The sequence below is a fragment of the Streptomyces venezuelae genome, from assembly GCF_008642315.1.
In the GTDB taxonomy this organism is placed as follows: Bacteria; Actinomycetota; Actinomycetes; order Streptomycetales; family Streptomycetaceae; genus Streptomyces; species Streptomyces venezuelae_D.
The window spans coordinates 3743384-3763710 of record NZ_CP029192.1; the positions used below are offsets into that span (position 1 = coordinate 3743384).

Here is a 20327-nt window from a genome sequence, read left to right on the forward strand (position 1 = left end):
TCGCTCTCCACCGCCCCGAGCCTGAAGGCCCTGTACGACCTGGCGGACCAGCCCTACCGACGCTCCGTGTGGAGGTCGTCCCGCGCGGCCCTCCTGGGCCTGGCGATCGGCGACGTGATGGGCCGCCCCCTCTCCGCCCTCCCGCAGCAGGTCCACCACGTGTGCCGTCAGGTCGCTCGCCGCCAAGGCCGTGGGGTGGGCGTGCGTGAGGGCTGCCTGTAGTTGGGCGATTCCCGAGCGTTGATCGGGGGTCAGGTACGGGGCCACGCCCACCGTCGCCGCTCGTACCACCGCCGCGCACCGCTGCGAACCGGCCCACCTGCTGGCGGAGCTGCGTCTGCACGTATCGACGTCCCGGTCCACGTACTACACGGACTGGCTGGGCGATCTGGCACCCCGGGCCGAGCGGGCGGCGTTCATCGCGGCGGGCTGGGACGAGTGCGCGGCGACGCCGGACGCGGTGGAGGCGGCGCTGGGGACCGGCGCGGAGCCCGGAGCCGCGGGGTGGGTGCGGCGTGGACGGCGGAGCGGGTGCTGGGCGCCGCGCTGTACGCCTTCCTGGCCTCGGAGGCCCACCCTCGCCACGCCCTGCGCCGGGCATCCCACACATCGGGCGCGTCGGCGGCGACGGCGGCTCTCGCGGGAGCGTTCGCGGGGGCGCACCGGGGCCCCTCGGGGTGGCCTCCGGAGTGGGTGGAGGCCGTGAAGTACGGGGAGCGGCTCTCCAGGCCTTGGGCAGCCGGTGGGACCGCGCCTGACCTGCCCGGCCCGGACAGGCGAAAGAGCCCGTACGACCGAAGTCGTACGGGCTCTTCCGTTACTGCCACTGCGATGCGCTCAGTTCAGAGCGACCGGGTTGCCCCGATCCGCAAGCAAGTCGGGAGGACTTACTTGTTGATCTTGGTGACCTGGCCGGCGCCGACGGTCCGGCCACCCTCACGGATGGCGAACTTCAGGCCCTCTTCCATCGCGACGGGCTGGATGAGCTCAACGGTCATCTCAGTGTTGTCGCCCGGCATGACCATCTCGGTGCCCTCGGGGAGGGTCACGACGCCGGTCACGTCGGTGGTGCGGAAGTAGAACTGCGGGCGGTAGTTGTTGAAGAACGGGGTGTGACGGCCACCCTCGTCCTTCGACAGGATGTAGGCCTGGGCCTCGAACTCGGTGTGCGGCGTGACCGAACCGGGCTTGATGATGACCTGGCCGCGCTCGACGTCCTCGCGCTTGATGCCACGGAGGAGCAGACCGACGTTCTCACCGGCCTGGCCCTCGTCGAGCAGCTTGCGGAACATCTCGATGCCGGTGACCGTGGTGGTGGTCTTCTCGGTCTTGATGCCGATGATGTCGACGGTCTCGTTGACCTTGAGGACACCACGCTCGATACGACCGGTGACGACGGTGCCACGACCGGTGATCGTGAAGACGTCCTCGATCGGCATCAGGAACGGCTTGTCGACGTCACGCTCGGGCTCCGGGATGGCGGAGTCGACGGCGTTCATGAGCTCGAGGACGGAGTTGCCCCACTCCTTGTCGCCCTCGAGCGCCTTGAGCGCCGAGACCTTGACGACCGGAACGTCGTCGCCCGGGAACTCGTACTCGGAGAGGAGCTCACGGACCTCGAGCTCGACGAGCTCCAGGATCTCCTCGTCGTCCACCATGTCGGCCTTGTTCAGGGCGACAACGATGTACGGAACGCCGACCTGGCGGGCCAGGAGCACGTGCTCCTTGGTCTGCGGCATCGGGCCGTCGGTGGCGGCAACCACGAGGATCGCGCCGTCCATCTGCGCGGCACCCGTGATCATGTTCTTGATGTAGTCCGCGTGACCGGGGCAGTCGACGTGGGCGTAGTGACGCGCCTCGGTCTGGTACTCGACGTGCGCGATGGAGATCGTGATACCGCGCTGGCGCTCCTCGGGAGCCTTGTCGATCTGGTCGAAGGCCGAGGCCTCGTTCAGGTCGGGGTACGCGTCGTGCAGCACCTTGGTAATGGCGGCCGTGAGGGTCGTCTTACCGTGGTCAATGTGACCGATGGTGCCGATGTTGACGTGCGGCTTAGTCCGCTCGAACTTCGCCTTCGCCACTGGGTCCTCCTGTGGAGTGGTTCTGTACGCCTTGCTTCATCGGCGCCAGGTGATCTTTGCTGGGAAGCCAGCCGCCGGGGTTCTTGCCCTGGGGTTCGAACCCCGGCGGATGGTGTCAAGCCTAAAGCGTGAACTCGGGTGAGTTACTCGCCCTTGGCCTTCGCGATGATCTCCTCGGCGACGTTCCGCGGAACCTCGGCGTAGGAGTCGAACTGCATTGAGTAGCTTGCGCGACCCGACGTCTTGCTGCGGAGGTCTCCGACGTAGCCGAACATCTCCGAGAGGGGCACGAGGCCCTTCACGACGCGAGCGCCGCTGCGCTCCTCCATGGCCTGGATCTGGCCACGGCGGGAGTTGATGTCACCGATGACATCGCCCATGTAGTCCTCGGGCGTGGTGACCTCGACGGCCATCATCGGCTCGAGCAGCACGGGGGACGCCTTGCGCGCGGCCTCCTTGAAGGCCTGCGAACCGGCGATCTTGAAGGCGAGCTCCGAGGAGTCGACCTCGTGGTAGGCACCGTCGAGAAGCGTGACGCGGACGCCCGTCATCTCGTAGCCCGCGAGGATGCCGAACTGCATGGCTTCCTGCGCACCGGCGTCGACCGACGGGATGTACTCCCGCGGGATGCGGCCACCGGTGACCTTGTTCACGAACTCGTACGACGCGTCGCCGTCCGTGATCGGCTCGATCGCGATCTGCACCTTGGCGAACTGACCGGTACCACCGGTCTGCTTCTTGTGGGTGTAGTCCACGCGCTCGACGGTCTTGCGGATCGTCTCGCGGTACGCGACCTGCGGCTTGCCGACGTTCGCCTCGACGCGGAACTCGCGCTTCATGCGGTCGACGAGCACCTCGAGGTGAAGCTCGCCCATACCACCGATGATGGTCTGGCCGGTCTCCTCGTCCGAGTGGACCTGGAAGGAGGGGTCCTCCTCCGAGAGGCGCTGGATGGCGACACCCAGCTTCTCCTGGTCGCCCTTGGACTTCGGCTCGATGGCGACCTGGATGACCGGCGCCGGGAAGTCCATGGACTCCAGGATCACCGGCTGCTTGTCGTCACAGAGCGTCTCACCCGTGGTGGTCTGCTTCAGACCCATGACGGCGACGATGTCACCGGCGCCCACCGACGCGATCTCCTCACGCTTGTTCGCGTGCATGCGGTAGATCTTGCCGATGCGCTCCTTCTTGCCCTTGACGGAGTTCAGCACCGCGGTGCCGGCCTCCAGGCGACCGGAGTAGATCCGGACGAAGGTGAGCTTGCCGAGGTGCGGGTCGCTCGCGATCTTGAACGCGAGAGCCGACAGCGGCTCCTCGTCGGACGGCTTGCGCTTGACGACCGTCTCCGGGTCCTTGACGTCGTGGCCCTCGATGGCCTCGACGTCCAGGGGGGACGGCAGGTAGCGCACGACGGCGTCGAGCAGGGGCTGAACGCCCTTGTTCTTGAACGCGGTGCCGCAGAACACGGGGGTGACGGTGGTGTCGCCGCCCTTGCCGGAGGCGATGGTGATGCGACGGATCGCCGCGTACAGCTGCTCCTCGGTGGGCTCCTGGCCCTCGAGGTACAGCTCCATCATCTGCTCGTCGTTCTCCGCGACGGCCTCGAGGAGCTTGCCGCGGTACTCCTCGGCAGCCTCGGTGTGCGTGGCGGGGATGTCGACGATGTCGTAGGCCTCGCCCATCTTGGTCTCTGCGGACCAGACGAAGGCCTTCATGGTGACGAGGTCGACGACGCCCTGGAAGTCAGCCTCTGCGCCGATGGGCAGCTGCATGACGATCGGGGTCGCACCGAGGCGGTCGACGATCATGTCGACGCAGCGGTGGAACTCGGCACCCGTACGGTCGAGCTTGTTGACGAAGCAGATGCGCGGGACGCCGTAGCGGTCCGCCTGACGCCACACGGTCTCGGACTGGGGCTCAACACCGGCGACGCCGTCGAACACCGTCACGGCACCGTCGAGCACGCGGAGCGAACGCTCCACCTCGACGGTGAAGTCGACGTGGCCCGGGGTGTCGATGATGTTGATCGTGTGATCGACGTCGTTCAGCGGCCAGTGACAGGTGGTGGCAGCAGAGGTGATCGTGATGCCACGCTCCTGCTCCTGCTCCATCCAGTCCATCGTCGCGGCGCCGTCGTGGACCTCACCGATCTTGTACGACACACCGGTGTAGAACAGGATCCGCTCGGTGGTCGTCGTCTTGCCCGCGTCGATGTGGGCCATGATGCCGATGTTGCGCACCTTGGCCAGGTCAAGTGAAGTGGTAGCCATGTCGGCTCAGTCTTCTCTCGGTCTCGATGGGGGTAGCGACTACCAGCGGTAGTGCGCGAAGGCCTTGTTGGACTCGGCCATCTTGTGGGTGTCCTCGCGCTTCTTCACAGCGGCACCGAGGCCGTTGGAGGCGTCGAGGAGCTCGTTGAGCAGACGCTCGGTCATGGTCTTCTCGCGACGGGCGCGGGAGTAACCGACGAGCCAGCGCAGGGCGAGCGTGTTCGCACGGCCCGGCTTGACCTCGATCGGGACCTGGTAGGTCGCGCCACCGACACGGCGGGACTTGACCTCGAGGGTCGGCTTGATGTTCTCGAGCGCGCGCTTCAGCGTGATGACCGGGTCGTTGCCGGTCTTCTCGCGCAGGCCCTCCATGGCGCCGTACACGATGCGCTCGGCGGTGGAGCGCTTGCCGTTCAGCAGCACCTTGTTGATGAGGGAGGTCACCAGAGGAGAACCGTAGACCGGGTCGATGATGACCGGGCGCTTCGGGGCGGGGCCCTTACGAGGCATTCTTACTTCTCCTTCTTGGCGCCGTAGCGGCTGCGGGCCTGCTTGCGGTTCTTGACACCCTGGGTGTCGAGGGAACCGCGGATGATCTTGTAACGAACACCAGGCAGGTCCTTCACACGGCCACCACGCACGAGCACGATGGAGTGCTCCTGCAGGTTGTGCCCCTCACCCGGAATGTAAGCGGTGACCTCGATCCCGCTGGTCAGACGCACACGCGCGACCTTACGCAGGGCCGAGTTCGGCTTCTTCGGGGTGGTCGTGAACACACGCGTGCAGACGCCACGGCGCTGGGGCGAACCCTCGAGTGCGGGCGTCTTGTTCTTCTCGACCTTGTCCTGCCGGCCCTTACGGACCAGCTGCTGGATCGTAGGCACTACTTCTCCGGTTTCTGTGTGCCGAATAGTAAAGCTAACCCGGAACTTCGCCGACCCACGCGGTCGGGTGTGTCGAATGCTGCAGACTCCCGCCGCAAGGCGGAAAGGGGCGCAGATTACGGTGGCCGTTCTCGGACTCCCGCAGCGGTTGATGACACGCGCGCGAGCCCAGGCACACCCCAGGCACAAGGTCTGAGCGTACCTACCTCATCGAGTCTGGTCAAAACAAATGCAGTCCAGCGCGACACGCCGGACATCTAAAGATCAAACCGGCCGCGCGAAATCCTTGATCGATTGCCCATCCGCGTGATCCTGCGATTACGGCGAGCGCTCTTTCCGCACGAGGATCCGGGGCGAACGGCAGAAACGGCACGCGCCTCAGAGGCGCCAGGACGGCCACTCCCGGCATGAGGTCACACCCTGCCCCCACGGGCGCACGACGCGGCCGCCCACGGCCCGTGGACCGGCCCGGAGGAACGCCGAAGGGCGGTCACCCCGTACGAAACGGGGTGACCGCCCTTCAACAGACGTGGGTCCTACTGGTTGTACGGCCCGTAGTCGTAGTCCTCCAGCGGCACAGCCTGCCCGGAGCCCGTGCCGAACGGCGAGTAGTCGATGTCGTCGTAGCCGACGGCCGAGTACATCGCGGCCTTGGCCTCCTCGGTCGGCTCGACCCGGATGTTGCGGTAGCGGGAGAGACCCGTACCGGCCGGGATGAGCTTACCGATGATGACGTTCTCCTTGAGGCCGATGAGGCTGTCGGACTTGGCGTTGATCGCCGCATCCGTCAGGACTCGGGTCGTCTCCTGGAAGGAGGCGGCCGACAGCCAGGATTCCGTCGCCAGCGAGGCCTTGGTGATACCCATCAGCTGCGGACGGCCGGAGGCCGGGTGGCCGCCTTCCGTGACCACACGACGGTTCTCGGTCTCGAACTTCGAGCGCTCGACGAGCTCGCCCGGCAGCAGCTCCGCGTCGCCGGACTCGATGATCGTCACGCGGCGCAGCATCTGCCGGATGATGATCTCGATGTGCTTGTCGTGGATCGACACACCCTGCGAGTTGTAGACCTTCTGGACCTCGCCGACCAGGTGGACCTGGACCGCGCGCTGACCGAGGATCCGCAGCACGTCGTGCGGGTTCGTCGCACCGAAGGTGAGCTTCTGGCCCACCTCGACGTGGTCGCCCTCGCGGACCAGGACCTTGGCGCGCTTCGAGATCGGGAACGCCGTCTCGTCGCTGCCGTCGTCCGGGGTCACGACGAGCTTCTTGGTCTTCTCCGTCTCCTCGATGCGGACGCGGCCCGCGGCCTCGGAGATCGGGGCGACACCCTTCGGCGTACGAGCCTCGAAGAGCTCGACGACACGGGGCAGACCCTGGGTGATGTCGTCACCGGCCACACCACCGGTGTGGAAGGTACGCATCGTCAGCTGGGTACCGGGCTCACCGATGGACTGGGCGGCGATGATGCCGACCGCCTCACCGATGTCGACCAGCTTGCCGGTGGCGAGCGAACGGCCGTAGCAGAAGGCACAGGTGCCGACCGCGGACTCACAGGTCAGGACCGAGCGGGTCTTGACCTCCTCGACGCCGTTGGCGACCAGGGCGTCGATGAGGACGTCACCGAGGTCGACGTTGGCCGGCGCGATGACCTTGCCGTCGATGACGACGTCCTCGGCCAGCATGCGGGCGTACACCGAGGTCTCGACGTTCTCCGTCTTGCGGAGCACACCGTCCTCGCCCTTGACCGCGATCTTGAGCTTCAGACCGCGCTCGGTGCCACAGTCCTCCTCGCGAATGATGACGTCCTGCGAGACGTCGACCAGACGACGGGTGAGGTAACCGGAGTCGGCGGTACGGAGAGCCGTGTCCGCCAGACCCTTACGGGCACCGTGCGTGGAGATGAAGTACTCGAGGACGGTGAGGCCCTCACGGAACGAGGCCTTGATCGGACGCGGGATGGTCTCGTTCTTCGCGTTCGACACCAGACCACGCATACCCGCGATCTGACGCATCTGCATCATGTTTCCTCGGGCACCCGAGTCAACCATCATGAAGATGGGGTTCGTCTTCGGGAAGTTCGCGTTCATCGCCTCGGCAACCTCGTTGGTCGCCTTGGTCCAGATCGCGATGAGCTCCTGCGTGCGCTCGTCCTTGGTGATCAGACCGCGCTCGTACTGCTTCTGGACCTTCTCGTCCTGGGCCTCGTAGCCCGCGACGATCTCCTTCTTGGCCGCGGGGACCACGACGTCGGAGATGGCCACGGTGACGCCGGAACGGGTCGCCCAGTAGAAGCCCGCCGCCTTCAGGTTGTCGAGCGTCGCCGCCACGATGACCTTGGGGTAGCGCTCGGCGAGGTCGTTGACGATCTCGGAGAGCTGCTTCTTGCCGACCGAGTAGTCGACGAAGGGGTAGTCCTCGGGCAGCAGCTCGTTGAAGAGCGCACGGCCAAGCGACGTACGCAGCCGGAAGCTGTCGCCCTGCTGGTACGGCCGCTCCTCGACGCCCTCGTCGCCCGCCTCGGAGACCGGCGGGGTCCAGCCGCGCGGCGGGATGGTGCCCACCGGGAAGCGGATGTCGACGGTCGACTGCAGCGCGAGCTCACCGGCGTCGAACGCCATGATCGCCTCGGCCGTGGAGCCGAACGCGCGGCCCTCGCCCTTGGTGTCACGGAGCTCACCGTCGGTGGTCAGGAAGAACAGACCGAGGACCATGTCCTGGGTCGGCATCGTGACCGGACGGCCGTCGGCCGGCTTGAGGATGTTGTTCGAGGACAGCATCAGGATGCGGGCCTCGGCCTGCGCCTCCGCGGAGAGCGGCAGGTGCACGGCCATCTGGTCACCGTCGAAGTCCGCGTTGAACGCGGTGCAGACGAGCGGGTGGATCTGAATGGCCTTGCCCTCGACCAGCTGCGGCTCGAAGGCCTGGATGCCGAGGCGGTGCAGCGTGGGCGCACGGTTCAGCAGAACCGGGTGCTCGGCGATGACCTCTTCGAGGACGTCGTACACGACCGTGCGGCCGCGCTCGACCATCCGCTTGGCGCTCTTGATGTTCTGCGCGTGGTTCAGGTCGACCAGGCGCTTCATCACGAACGGCTTGAAGAGCTCCAGCGCCATGGCCTTCGGCAGACCACACTGGTGCAGCTTCAGCTGCGGACCGACGACGATCACGGAACGCGCGGAGTAGTCCACACGCTTGCCGAGCAGGTTCTGACGGAAACGACCCTGCTTGCCCTTGAGCATGTCGGACAGCGACTTCAGCGGACGGTTGCCGGGGCCCGTCACCGGGCGACCACGACGGCCGTTGTCGAAGAGCGCGTCGACGGCCTCCTGGAGCATGCGCTTCTCGTTGTTCACGATGATCTCGGGCGCACCGAGGTCGAGAAGGCGCTTCAGGCGGTTGTTGCGGTTGATCACGCGGCGGTACAGGTCGTTCAGGTCGGAGGTCGCGAAGCGGCCACCGTCCAGCTGCACCATCGGACGCAGGTCCGGCGGGATGACCGGCACGCAGTCCAGAACCATGCCCTTGGGGCTGTTCGAGGTCTGCAGGAACGCGGAGACGACCTTGAGGCGCTTGAGCGCACGGGTCTTCTTCTGGCCCTTGCCGGTACGGATGATCTCGCGGAGGCGCTCGGCCTCCTCGTCGAGGTCGAAGGACTCCAGGCGCTTCTGCAGCGCCGCGGCACCCATCGAGCCGTCGAAGTACGTGCCGAAGCGGTCACGCAGCTCGCGGTAGAGCAGCTCATCGCCCTCGAGGTCCTGGACCTTGAGGTTCTTGAAGCGGTTCCACACCTCGTCGAGACGGTCGATCTCGCGCTGCGCACGGTCGCGCAGCTGCTTCATCTCGCGCTCGGCGCCCTCGCGCACCTTGCGGCGCACGTCGGCCTTGGCACCCTCGGCCTCGAGCTCGGCCAGGTCGGTCTCGAGCTTCTTGGCGCGGGCCTCCAGGTCGGAGTCGCGACGGTTCTCGATCTGCTGACGCTCGACGGAGACGTGCGCCTCCAGGGACGGCAGGTCGCGGGTGCGACGCTCCTCGTCCACGAACGTGATCATGTACGCCGCGAAGTAGATGACCTTCTCGAGGTCCTTCGGGGCGAGGTCCAGCAGGTAGCCGAGGCGCGACGGGACGCCCTTGAAGTACCAGATGTGCGTGACAGGGGCGGCCAGCTCGATGTGGCCCATCCGCTCACGACGCACCTTGGCGCGAGTGACCTCGACGCCGCAGCGCTCACAGATGATGCCCTTGAAGCGGACACGCTTGTACTTGCCGCAGTAGCACTCCCAGTCCCGGGTCGGACCGAAGATCTTCTCGCAGAAGAGTCCGTCCTTTTCGGGCTTCAGGGTGCGGTAGTTGATGGTCTCCGGCTTCTTGACCTCGCCGTGGGACCACTGTCGGATGTCGTCCGCGGTGGCAAGGCCGATCCGCAGCTCGTCGAAGAAGTTGACGTCGAGCACTTTGTCGTCAATCCCTCTTTCGGGGTCGAGTCTCAATCATGGTCTGAACGGGTCCGGGGAGAGCCGGCCGGACACGGGGTCCGGCCGGCCAACCCGTCAGACCTCTTCGACGCTGCTCGGCTCGCGCCGGGACAGGTCGATGCCGAGCTCCTCCGCCGCGCGGAAGACGTCCTCGTCGGTGTCGCGCATCTCGATGGACATGCCGTCCGAGGACAGCACCTCCACGTTGAGGCACAGGGACTGCATTTCCTTGATGAGCACCTTGAAGGACTCGGGAATGCCGGGCTCGGGGATGTTCTCGCCCTTGACGATGGCCTCGTAGACCTTCACGCGGCCGGTCACGTCGTCGGACTTGATCGTCAGCAGCTCCTGGAGGGCGTACGCGGCGCCGTATGCCTCCAGCGCCCACACCTCCATCTCACCGAAGCGCTGGCCACCGAACTGTGCCTTACCACCCAGCGGCTGCTGGGTGATCATCGAGTACGGACCGGTCGAACGAGCGTGGAGCTTGTCGTCGACCAGGTGGTGCAGCTTGAGGATGTACATGTACCCGACCGAGATCGGGTCCGGGAACGGCTCACCGGAGCGGCCGTCGAACAGCTGCGCCTTGCCGGACGGGAGCACCATGCGCTCGCCGTCGCGGTTCGGGATGGTGTGCTGCAGCAGACCGGCGAGCTCGTCCTCACGCGCACCGTCGAAGACGGGGGTGGCGACGTTCGTGCCGGGGTCGACCTGGTCGGCGCCGATGGCCTGCAGGCGCTGCGCCCACTCGTCCGCGAGGCCGGAGACGTCCCAGCCGCGGCTGGCGAGCCAGCCGAGGTGGATCTCCAGGACCTGTCCCGGGTTCATTCGGGACGGCACACCCAGCGGGTTCAGGATGATGTCGACCGGAGTTCCGTCCTCGAGGAACGGCATGTCCTCGATGGGCAGGATCTTCGAGATGACGCCCTTGTTGCCGTGGCGGCCGGCGAGCTTGTCACCGTCCGTGATCTTGCGCTTCTGCGCCACGTAGACACGAACCAGCTGGTTCACGCCCGGCGGCAGCTCGTCGCCCTCTTCACGGTCGAAGACGCGGACGCCGATGACCTTGCCGATCTCGCCGTGCGGCACCTTCAGGGAGGTGTCACGGACCTCGCGCGCCTTCTCACCGAAGATCGCGCGGAGCAGGCGCTCCTCCGGCGTCAGCTCGGTCTCACCCTTGGGCGTGACCTTGCCGACGAGGATGTCGCCGGCGACGACCTCGGCACCGATACGGATGATGCCGCGCTCGTCGAGGTCGGCGAGGACCTCTTCGGAGACGTTCGGGATGTCCCGGGTGATCTCCTCCGGGCCGAGCTTGGTGTCACGGGCGTCGACCTCGTGCTCCTCGATGTGGATCGAGGAGAGGACGTCGTCCTGCACGAGGCGCTGCGACAGGATGATCGCGTCCTCGTAGTTGTGACCCTCCCACGGCATGAACGCCACGAGCAGGTTCTTGCCGAGGGCCATCTCGCCCTCTTCGGTCGCGGGACCGTCGGCCAGGACCTGGCCCTCGATCACGCGGGCGCCCTCGTCGACGACAACCTTCTGGTTGACCGAGGTGCCCTGGTTCGACCGGGAGAACTTGGCGATGCGGTACGTGGTGTACGTGCCGTCGTCGTTGGTCACCGTGACGTAGTCCGCGGACACCTCCTGGACCACACCGGCCTTCTCGGCCTTGATCACGTCACCGGCGTCGACCGCGCAGCGGTACTCCATGCCGGTGCCGACGAGGGGGGCCTCGGCGGTGATCAGCGGCACGGCCTGACGCATCATGTTCGCGCCCATGAGGGCACGGTTGGCGTCGTCGTGCTCCAGGAAGGGGATCATCGCGGTCGCGACGGACACCATCTGGCGCGGCGAGACGTCCATGTAGTCGACGTCCGTGCCGGGCACGTAGTCGATCTCTCCGCCACGGCGGCGGATCAGGACGCGGGCCTCGGCGAAGTGGAGGTCGTCCGTCAGCGGGGCGTTGGCCTGCGCGATGACGAAGCGGTCCTCCTCGTCGGCCGTCAGGTAGTCGACGTCGTCGGTGACCTGGCCCTCGACGACCTTGCGGTACGGCGTCTCGACGAAGCCGAACGCGTTGACGCGGCCGTAGGAGGCGAGCGAACCGATCAGACCGATGTTCGGGCCTTCAGGGGTCTCAATCGGGCACATGCGGCCGTAGTGAGACGGGTGCACGTCACGGACCTCGAAGCCGGCCCGCTCACGGGACAGACCACCGGGACCCAGCGCCGAGAGACGACGCTTGTGCGTCAGACCCGACAGCGGGTTGTTCTGGTCCATGAACTGCGACAGCTGCGAGGTGCCGAAGAATTCCTTGATCGACGCCACGACCGGGCGGATGTTGATCAGGGTCTGCGGCGTGATCGCCTCGACGTCCTGGGTCGTCATGCGCTCACGGACGACGCGCTCCATACGAGCCAGACCCGTGCGGACCTGGTTCTGGATGAGCTCGCCGACGTTGCGCAGACGACGGTTGCCGAAGTGGTCGATGTCGTCGGTCTCGACGACGATCGACGTGCCGCTGTCGCCAACGGTCTCGACCTCACCGGCGTGCAGCTTCACCAGGTACTTGATCGAGGCGATGATGTCCTCGACCGTGAGGATGCCCGCGTCGAGCGGAGCGTCCGCACCCAGCTTCTTGTTCACCTTGTAGCGGCCGACCTTCGCGAGGTCGTAGCGCTTCGGGTTGAAGTAGAGGTTCTCGAGCAGCGTCTGAGCGGCCTCACGGGTCGGCGGCTCGCCCGGACGGAGCTTGCGGTAGATGTCGAGCAGCGCGTCGTCCTGACCCTGGGTGTGGTCCTTCTCCAGGGTGGCGCGCATGGACTCGTACTCGCCGAACTCCTCGAGGATCTGCTCGGTCGTCCAACCGAGAGCCTTGAGCAGAACGGTGACCGACTGCTTGCGCTTGCGGTCGATGCGGACACCGACCATGTCGCGCTTGTCGATCTCCATCTCCAGCCAGGCACCCCGGGACGGGATGATCTTGGCGGAGAAGATGTCCTTGTCGGACGTCTTGTCGATCGAGGAATCGAAGTACACACCGGGCGAACGGACCAGCTGCGACACCACGACACGCTCGGTGCCGTTGATGACGAAGGTGCCCTTGTTCGTCATGAGCGGGAAGTCGCCCATGAAGACCGTCTGCGACTTGATCTCGCCGGTCTCGTTGTTGGTGAACTCGGCGGTGACGAAGAGCGGGGCGGCGAACGTGAAGTCGCGCTCCTTGCACTCGTCGATGGAGTTCTTCGGAGGCTCAAAACGGTGGTCGCGGAAGGTCAGCGACATCGACCCGGAGAAGTCCTCGATCGGGGAGATCTCCTCGAAGATCTCCTCCAGACCGGACTTGGTGGGGACGTCCTGACCGGACTCAAGAGCCGCCTCGACCCGACTCTGCCACGCGGTGTTCCCGAGCAGCCAGTCAAAGCTCTCGGTCTGCAGCGCGAGCAGGTTGGGAACCTCGAGGGGCTCCTTGATCTTTGCAAAGGAGATGCGCAGCGGGGCGGTGCTGGCGCCGTTGTTCGTATTCGCGGTCGAGGCAGTGCGCGAGGCGGCCAAGAGGGGGTCCTTCCGAGGGCTCGGACTCACTACGCGCGTACCGGTCCCAGGCTGGACACAGAGACAGACATCCCAGGTCAGGGAGAGTCAGGTCCACAGTGCTCAAGCATGGGCATGCCCCTGGTGACGGGCAGGAGGCAGCTAACAGGCAGCGCAAAGGGTCAGTGTAGCCACTCGGCCCACTGATGTCCAGTGCGGGTTTTTGAAGACCCTCGTTGTTCTCAACCCCTGCTGCAAGCCACGCCCTCGATGCACATCGATACTGCCCTCTTCGCCGCCGATCCATGCCTCGGATCCGGATCGTTGTGACGACGCGTCCTGAGAATTGCGCGCTGCGTGCGGTTCGTCAAGGCCCCCCTGCCCCGACATCACTCAGAGATCGTCACCGTCACGGGCCGCCCCGAGGGCACAACGAAGATCACCATACTCGCCGGGACCGACATCGCAAGGCACCCTTCGCAGGACGCCCGTGAACGCCGAAAGGCGACCACCCACATGGGTGATCGCCTTTGGCGACCCGTGCGTTACAGCCTCAGCCGTACGAACGGGAAAGAGAGTCAGACGACTCGTGAGGTCACTTGACCTCGACGGAGGCGCCGGCGCCCTTGAGGGCCTCGGCGGCCTTCTCCGCGGCGTCCTTGGCGACCTTCTCGAGGACCGGCTTCGGGGTGCCGTCGACGAGGTCCTTGGCCTCCTTGAGACCCAGCGAGGTCAGCTCACGCACGACCTTGATGACCTGGATCTTCTTCTCGCCGGCGCCCGTGAGGATGACGTCGAACTCGTCCTGCTCGGCCTCGGCCTCGGCCGGGGCGGCAGCGGCGCCACCGGCGGCAACGGCGACCGGAGCGGCGGCGGTGACGTCGAACTTCTCCTCGAAGGCCTTCACGAACTCGGCGAGCTCGATGAGCGTGAGCTCCTCGAACTGGGCAAGCAGGTCTTCCTGGCTGAGCTTCGCCATGATGGGCGATCCTTCCACTAATTCGGCTGGTGCCGGGTGTATATGAAGGCGGGCGTACGTTGGGCCCGCGGTGACCGTCGCCTCAGGCGGCGGTCAATGTGCGAGCCGAATTACTCGGCACCGCCCTGCTCGGCCTTCTTGGCACGAAGCGCCTCCGCGGTGCGGACGAACTTCGAGGGAAGCGCCTGGAAGAGCGCGGCAGCCTGCGACTGCTTGCCCTTCATGGCGCCCGCCAGCTTGGCGAGCAGAACCTCGCGGGACTCGAGGTCCGCGAGCTTCTTGAACTCATCGGCGGACAGCGCCTTGCCGTCAAGGACACCGCCCTTGATGACGAGGTTCGGGTTGTCCTTGGCGAAGTCACGAAGACCCTTCGCCGACTCCACCGGGTCACCGGTGACGAAGGCAACCGCCGTCGGACCCGTGAAGAGGTCGTCCAGCGTGTTGATCCCGGCCTCGTTGGCCGCAATCTTGGTCAGCGTGTTCTTCACCACGGCGTACTCGGAGTTCTCACCGAGGGAACGGCGCAGCTGCTTGAGCTGGGCCACGGTGAGACCCCGGTACTCGGTCAGCACGGCGGCGTTCGAGCTGCGGAACTTGTCCGTGAGCTCGGCTACCGCGGCAGCCTTGTCGGGCGTCGGCATAGAGCGTCGGCCTCCTTCCGGGTGATGAGGACCGCTCAGAAGGGGCCGACAAAACGAAACGCCCCGGCGCAGGCGCACGGGGCGTGAGCTCAACCGAATCGCATGCGATCCAGGAGCACATCCACAGTCACCTGCGCGGGTCGTCCGCCGTTTCAGCGGATCCTTCGGCCACCGCACCCTCTTGCGAGGACACGGCAACGACCAGCGGTCTTTGGCTTCTGTGGAAGAGTACGCGAACGGGTCCGCGGCAAGCAAATCCGGTCAGAAGGCGCTGTCCGAACCGGCATCCGAGCCGTCCTTGCCGAGCTTCCCGAGCTCCTCGAACATCTTCATCATGTCCAGGGTGTCCCCGGCCGACGGCGGCGTCACCTTGGTCGCCGCGCCGTAGTCGGAGAAGGTCTGCGACGTCTTCACCGTGCCCTGGGGCGTCTTCATGTCGATGTCCATGCGGACCGGGTAGTCGTCCTCGTTGACCCAGACCTCGGTGTCGTAGCCCTTGATGCCCGACTTCTCGATGTTCTTGAACAGCTGCTCGCGCTCGCTCTCGCTGAGCACGTCCTTCAGGCCCTTGTTGGACTCCGCCATCTCCTTGACGGTGAGCCGGCCCTTGTACCGCTGGGTCTGCTCGCCGTCGACCTGCGCGGAGCCCAGGTGCTTGAGGTTCGGCGAGTCCAGGAGCATCGCGAGCTGCTGCGCGGGGTCCTGGTTCATGCTGTCCAGGCCGCCGGTCATCTGCTTGGCGAGCTTGTCGTCACCGGCCTGCTTCGCGATGGCGTTGAGGTCCATCTTGACCCAGCGCTTGCCTTCCATGTCCTTGGCCGCCTTGGCACCCATGTCCATGTACATGACGTTGTCGCTCCAGAGCATCCGGATCTTCTCCGGAGCCTCCGGGTCACCCTCCGTGAGCGCGGAGCCCGACACCGTCACGTCCATGACGGTCGGGTCCCAGCCCATGACGCCGGTCATCTTCATCTCACCGGAGCCGCCCATCGCCTTGCCCAGCTCGCCGGGCGGCGTGGACATGGTCATCTTGACCTTGGCCGACTTGGCGGCCGAGGTCTTCTTGTACGCGGCCGTGATGACGTCGGTGACCTGCGAGCGCGACTGGATCTCCCCCGCGCCCGCCTTGTCGGACTTGTCGTCCGAGCCCCCGCACGCCACCGCGCCGACACAGAGCAGCGCGGTGCTGAGCACGGCCCCCGCCACCCGCTGACGCCCTCTGCGTCCCTTGACGACACCTGCAGTCATGACCCCACCCCTTGGCACAAAGAACACATGATCGACACAACTTTGTTCACCGAGAGTACCCGAGGGGCGGGGTGGGGAGCGCAGGAGTTATCCGGCGGGCAACGCAGGGGCATGCGACGGGCAGCTCAGGGGGTCATACGGCGGGCTGCTTGTTCATGAGGTCCTTGAAGCTCATGGTGTCCGACGCCGGCGGCTTCTCCACGTTCAGCTCGGTGCCGTAGTCGCTGTAGTAGGCCGTCTGCGAGAAGGTGCCGTTCTTCGTCTCGCCCTTCTCGCTCTTCTTGACCAGCAGGTCGTCCTCGTCGACCCAGATGTCGATCGTCTCGGTGCTCAGACCGGCCTGCTCGAACTGCTTCTTCAGCTCGGCCAGCTTGTCCGCGTCCAGGTCCGCGCTCTTCGCGGTGAAGTCCGCGACGTCGACCTTGCCCGAGTAGTGGACGGCCTTCTTCCCGCGGACCTCCTCCTCGCCGACGCGCTTCACGTCGCCGGAGGCCAGCAGCATCTTCACCGACTGGTTCGGGGTGGTGTTCTGCATCTGGTCCTGGAAGGCCTCGCCCGCGGCGCCGCTCATCTCCGCCAGCGTCGCGTAGTCGTACTCGAGCCAGTGCTTGCCGCCGCCCGCCTGGGACGCGAACGTGTCCCCCATGTTCGCGTAGAAGCCGTTCTTCAAGTAGCGGTAGTCGAGCTTCGTCGCGCCCATCTGCTTCATCTGCTGGGCCTGCGAGCCGCCGGTGAAGGTCACCGTCACGTTCCCCGTGATGCCGTCGGACCAGCCCATGACGCCCTTCATGTCCATGGAGCTCAGCGAGCCCATGGTGGTGGTGCCGTCGATCCGGGCGGTGTCCGCCTTGTCGGTCGACTTCTCGACGGTGCGCAGGGCGGCTATGGGGCTGAGCTTGATGCCGCCCTCGTCCTTGCCGCTGCCGTCCGCCTTGTTCGAGGAGTCACCCGAACCGCAGGCCGTGAGCCCCGTCAGCGCGGCGACCACCGCGATCGAGAGACCGGCTCGGCGCATGGTCGTGCTGTTCATGTCGTCCCACCCCTTGGCATTCATGGAGCCTGCACGCTAGCGCAGCCCACTGACACACGTATCCGAAAGGCCCGTACACAAACAGGACGGGCCCCGCACCTCGAAAGGTTGCGGGGCCCGTCCACAGAACGCGTACGCGACGCGGCTGCCGTCAGGATCAGACGGCGGCCGGGTCCTCCTCGGTGAGGAGGTTGCGGGTGCGGTTCGAGTCCAGCGGGATGCCGGGGCCCATCGTGGTGGTGAGGGCGGCCTTCTTGATGTAGCGCCCCTTGGCGGCCGACGGCTTCAGACGGAGGATCTCCTCCAGGGCCGCGGCGTAGTTCTCCACCAGCTTGGTGTCGTCGAAGGACACCTTGCCGATGATGAAGTGCAGGTTCGAGTGCTTGTCGACGCGGAACTCGATCTTGCCGCCCTTGATGTCGTTGACAGCCTTCACGACATCGGGGGTCACGGTGCCGGTCTTCGGGTTCGGCATCAGACCACGCGGACCGAGCACGCGGCCGAGGCGGCCGACCTTGCCCATGAGGTCCGGGGTGGCGACGACGGCGTCGAAGTCCAGGCGGCCCTTCGCGACCTCGTCGATGAGCTCGTCGGCGCCGACGATGTCGGCCCCAGCGGCTTCCGCGGCCGCAGCACGGTCACCGGTCGCGAAGACCAGGACCCGGGCGGTCTTGCCGGTGCCGTGCGGGAGGTTCACGGTGCCGCGGACCATCTGGTCGGCCTTGCGCGGGTCGACACCCAGACGCATGGCGACCTCGACGGTGCCGTCGAACTTGGTCGAGGAGGTCTCCTTGGCGAGACGGACGGCCTCGAGCGGGGCGTACAGCTTCTCCCGGTCGATCTTGGCGTCCGCAGCGCGGAGAGTCTTGCTGCGCTTCACTTCTGCTCCTGGTTTGTTCAGGTATGGAGTCGTGGTTCGGACCAGCGCTTGGCCCTACCACTTGAGAAAGGTCAGACGGGGGGAGGAGCTCAGCCCTCGACCGTGATGCCCATGGAACGGGCGGTGCCGGCGATGATCTTCGACGCGGCGTCCAGGTCGTTGGCGTTGAGGTCTTCCATCTTGGTCTGCGCGATCTCGCGGATCTGCGCCTCGGTGACCTTGGCGACCTTGGTCTTGTGGGGCTCGCCGGAGCCCTTCTCGACACCAGCGGCCTTCAGGATCATCTTGGCGGCCGGCGGCGTCTTGGTGATGAAGGTGAAGGAACGGTCTTCGTAGACCGTGATCTCCACCGGGATCACCCAGCCACGCTGCGACTCGGTCGCGGCGTTGTAGGCCTTGCAGAACTCCATGATGTTGACGCCGTGCTGGCCCAGCGCGGGGCCGACCGGCGGGGCCGGGTTGGCGGCACCAGCCTGGATCTGGAGCTTGATCAGCCCCGTGACCTTCTTCTTCTTGGGAGGCATTGCTCTCTCCGGGTCCTAGTGAGAGTTTTCAGCCGACCATCCGGTCATCCGGATGGAGGCATACCGCACAACGATAACGGGTATAGTCGCGCGGCTAAAAACCGAGCAGGTCAGACCGGCTTTGACAGCCCGTCTGACCTGTTCGGAGGCGTGTGTTCCAGGAACGTCAGTTCTTCTGGATCTGGTCGAAGCTGAGCTCGACCGGGGTCTCGCGACCGAAGATCTCGACGAGGCCCTTGACCTTCTTCGAGTCGGCGTTGATCTCGTTGATCGTCGCCTGCAGCGTCGCGAACGGGCCGTCGGTGACGGTGACCGAGTCGCCCACCTCGAAGTCCAGGACCTGCACCTCGACCTTGCGGGCCGGAGCCGGCTTGCCCTCGGCCTCGGCGGCCTCGCGGGCGGCCTTCTCCTCGGCCTCCGGGGCGAGCATCTTGACGATCTCGTCCAGGGTCAGCGGGTACGGGTCGTAGGCGTTGCCGACGAAGCCGGTGACGCCGGGCGTGTTGCGGACGACGCCCCAGGACTCGTTCGTCAGGTCCATGCGCACCAGCACGTAGCCGGGGAGCTTGTTCTGGCGGATGGTCTTGCGCTCGCCGTTCTTGATCTGCGCGACCTCTTCCTGCGGCACCTCGGCCTGGAAGATGAAGTCCTCGACGTTCAGCGAGACGGCACGCTGCTCGAGGTTGGTCTTCACGCGGTTCTCGTAACCGGCGTAGGTGTGGATGACGTACCACTCGCCGGGGAGGGTGCGGAGCTCCTCGCGGAGGGCCACGATCGGGTCGACCGGCTCGGCCTCCTCCTCGGGCTCGTCCGCGGCGGCCTCGACGTCCTCCTCGTCGGCGACGTCGGCAGCGGCGGTCTCGTCCTCCTCGGACTCCGCTACGGCCTCGGCGTCACCCTCGAGGTGGATGGCGGCCTCTTCGGCGGGCTCACCCGCGGCGGCGTCGGCAGCGTCGGCCTGGTCCGGGTCCTCGGCGTCCGCCGCCTCGACGATGTCGAGCTGGTCCTCCACGGACTCCGCGTTCTCTCCGCGAGGCTCAACGGCGTCGTTCAGGTTCGGGTCAGACACGGTGGCTGCTTCTTCCTGGATACAGAGGGGTGGAACGCGCGAAAGGGGCGCCAGGAACGGCGCCCTTCGCTATCGGCTCAGCCGAAGATGTACTTGACAGCGTGGCTGAAGCCATAGTCAATCACGGTCACGAGACCGATCATGATGACGACGAAGACAATCACCACTGTGGTGTAGGTCGTGAGCTGGCTGCGAGTCGGCCAGACGACCTTGCGGAGCTCCGCGATGATCTGACGGTAGAAGAGCGCGAGACGGCCGAAGGGGCCCTTCTTGCCACGCTTGCCGCCCTTGCGGGCCTTCTTCTGGGACTCCGTCGACTCGTCCTGGGCATCAGGCTTGTCGATGGAGCCCACGGCGTCCGTCACTCGTCCTCACCTGATTCCGGGTCGTGGCCGTGCCGCGCCCGGTTGAGCCGCACGGCGGTGCATTGCAGTACGTACATGCGCACACATCCTGGCGAAGGAGTGTGTAGCAGGGCCGGAGGGACTTGAACCCCCAACCGCTGGTTTTGGAGACCAGTGCTCTACCAATTGAGCTACGACCCTTTGGTTTCCCCCAACCTACCGCATCCGCCCATGTGCACGGAGTGCGCTGAGAGAAAGCGGCCGGTGAGGGCCAACGAGCAGTGAGTGTACGTGCTCTGCGGCGCCCCGTCGAACAGAAAGGGCTGCGACGGTCTTGGAAACCCGCGCACCGGGGCCGTTTCGGG

14 protein-coding genes, 1 tRNA gene and 2 pseudogenes are annotated in these 20327 nt (G+C 66.1%); 1 reads left to right on the forward strand and 16 read right to left on the reverse strand.

Going from position 1 to position 20327, the window contains the following annotated elements:
• Positions 1 to 129: 129 nt before the first annotated feature.
• A pseudogene (locus tag DEJ48_RS41065) lies at positions 130 to 312 on the reverse strand (ADP-ribosylglycohydrolase family protein); the annotation flags it as partial.
• 192 nt (positions 313 to 504) lie between these two features.
• Between DEJ48_RS41065 and DEJ48_RS41070 the strand changes: the two are divergent.
• Positions 505 to 678: pseudogene (locus DEJ48_RS41070) on the forward strand (ADP-ribosylglycohydrolase family protein); the annotation flags it as partial.
• Between the two features lie 209 nt (positions 679 to 887).
• Here DEJ48_RS41070 and tuf read toward each other — a convergent pair.
• The 15 genes from tuf to DEJ48_RS15975 form a co-directional block, all read right to left on the reverse strand.
• Positions 888 to 2081 carry an elongation factor Tu gene (tuf, locus tag DEJ48_RS15900; RefSeq protein ID WP_055564553.1) on the reverse strand — a complete coding sequence of 398 codons (1194 nt, stop codon included), beginning with the start codon at positions 2079 to 2081 and terminating at the stop codon, positions 888 to 890.
• A gap of 143 nt (positions 2082 to 2224) precedes the next feature.
• Positions 2225 to 4351, reverse strand: coding sequence for an elongation factor G (gene fusA / locus DEJ48_RS15905; protein ID WP_150216772.1), 2127 nt, complete (start codon positions 4349 to 4351; stop codon positions 2225 to 2227).
• A 39-nt stretch (positions 4352 to 4390) separates the two neighbouring features.
• A complete protein-coding gene (rpsG, locus tag DEJ48_RS15910) occupies positions 4391 to 4861 on the reverse strand; it encodes a 30S ribosomal protein S7 (protein WP_003974303.1) in 471 nt (156 codons plus the stop codon).
• A 2-nt stretch (positions 4862 to 4863) separates the two neighbouring features.
• Positions 4864 to 5235, reverse strand: a complete 372-nt coding sequence (gene rpsL / locus DEJ48_RS15915; RefSeq protein ID WP_003948652.1) for a 30S ribosomal protein S12 — start codon at positions 5233 to 5235, stop codon at positions 4864 to 4866.
• A 536-nt stretch (positions 5236 to 5771) separates the two neighbouring features.
• Positions 5772 to 9686: a DNA-directed RNA polymerase subunit beta' gene (locus tag DEJ48_RS15920; protein WP_150216773.1), complete on the reverse strand. Its 3915-nt coding sequence runs from the start codon at positions 9684 to 9686 to the stop codon at positions 5772 to 5774.
• Positions 9687 to 9782: 96 nt separating this feature from the next.
• Positions 9783 to 13268: a DNA-directed RNA polymerase subunit beta gene (gene rpoB / locus DEJ48_RS15925; RefSeq protein ID WP_150216775.1), complete on the reverse strand. Its 3486-nt coding sequence runs from the start codon at positions 13266 to 13268 to the stop codon at positions 9783 to 9785.
• Between the two features lie 574 nt (positions 13269 to 13842).
• Positions 13843 to 14226 (reverse strand): 50S ribosomal protein L7/L12, encoded by a 384-nt coding sequence (gene rplL / locus DEJ48_RS15935; RefSeq protein ID WP_150171067.1) that lies wholly within the window; start codon positions 14224 to 14226, stop codon positions 13843 to 13845.
• Positions 14227 to 14336: 110 nt separating this feature from the next.
• On the reverse strand, positions 14337 to 14867 hold the full coding sequence (rplJ, locus tag DEJ48_RS15940) for a 50S ribosomal protein L10 (protein WP_150216777.1): 531 nt from the start codon (positions 14865 to 14867) through the stop codon (positions 14337 to 14339).
• A 261-nt stretch (positions 14868 to 15128) separates the two neighbouring features.
• Positions 15129 to 16115, reverse strand: a complete 987-nt coding sequence (locus DEJ48_RS15945) for a hypothetical protein (RefSeq protein ID WP_223832060.1) — start codon at positions 16113 to 16115, stop codon at positions 15129 to 15131.
• 133 nt (positions 16116 to 16248) lie between these two features.
• Positions 16249 to 17145: a hypothetical protein gene (locus tag DEJ48_RS15950; RefSeq protein ID WP_150216778.1), complete on the reverse strand. Its 897-nt coding sequence runs from the start codon at positions 17143 to 17145 to the stop codon at positions 16249 to 16251.
• Between the two features lie 157 nt (positions 17146 to 17302).
• Complete coding sequence (gene rplA, locus DEJ48_RS15955) at positions 17303 to 18025, reverse strand: 50S ribosomal protein L1 (RefSeq protein WP_150216780.1); 723 nt, start codon at positions 18023 to 18025, stop codon at positions 17303 to 17305.
• 89 nt (positions 18026 to 18114) lie between these two features.
• Positions 18115 to 18549: a 50S ribosomal protein L11 gene (rplK, locus tag DEJ48_RS15960; protein ID WP_030782612.1), complete on the reverse strand. Its 435-nt coding sequence runs from the start codon at positions 18547 to 18549 to the stop codon at positions 18115 to 18117.
• Positions 18550 to 18715: 166 nt separating this feature from the next.
• The gene (nusG, locus tag DEJ48_RS15965; protein WP_150216781.1) at positions 18716 to 19618 is read right to left on the reverse strand and encodes a transcription termination/antitermination protein NusG; all 903 of its coding nucleotides are present in this window, start codon (positions 19616 to 19618) and stop codon (positions 18716 to 18718) included.
• Between the two features lie 77 nt (positions 19619 to 19695).
• The gene (secE, locus tag DEJ48_RS15970; RefSeq protein WP_150216783.1) at positions 19696 to 19983 is read right to left on the reverse strand and encodes a preprotein translocase subunit SecE; all 288 of its coding nucleotides are present in this window, start codon (positions 19981 to 19983) and stop codon (positions 19696 to 19698) included.
• 107 nt (positions 19984 to 20090) lie between these two features.
• Positions 20091 to 20163, reverse strand: a tRNA-Trp gene (locus DEJ48_RS15975).
• Positions 20164 to 20327: the final 164 nt, after the last annotated feature.

Bases quoted from the DNA above. Each gene is read 5' to 3' on its own strand.
- fusA (WP_150216772.1), bottom strand. From the start codon at position 4,351: ATGGCTACCACTTCACTTGACCTGGCCAAGGTGCGCAACATCGGCATC.
- rpsG (WP_003974303.1), bottom strand. From the start codon at position 4,861: ATGCCTCGTAAGGGCCCCGCCCCGAAGCGCCCGGTCATCATCGACCCG.
- rplL (WP_150171067.1), bottom strand. From the start codon at position 14,226: ATGGCGAAGCTCAGCCAGGAAGACCTGCTTGCCCAGTTCGAGGAGCTC.
- rplJ (WP_150216777.1), bottom strand. From the start codon at position 14,867: ATGCCGACGCCCGACAAGGCTGCCGCGGTAGCCGAGCTCACGGACAAG.
- DEJ48_RS15945 (WP_223832060.1), bottom strand. From the start codon at position 16,115: ATGACTGCAGGTGTCGTCAAGGGACGCAGAGGGCGTCAGCGGGTGGCG.
- DEJ48_RS15950 (WP_150216778.1), bottom strand. From the start codon at position 17,145: ATGAACAGCACGACCATGCGCCGAGCCGGTCTCTCGATCGCGGTGGTC.
- rplK (WP_030782612.1), bottom strand. From the start codon at position 18,549: ATGCCTCCCAAGAAGAAGAAGGTCACGGGGCTGATCAAGCTCCAGATC.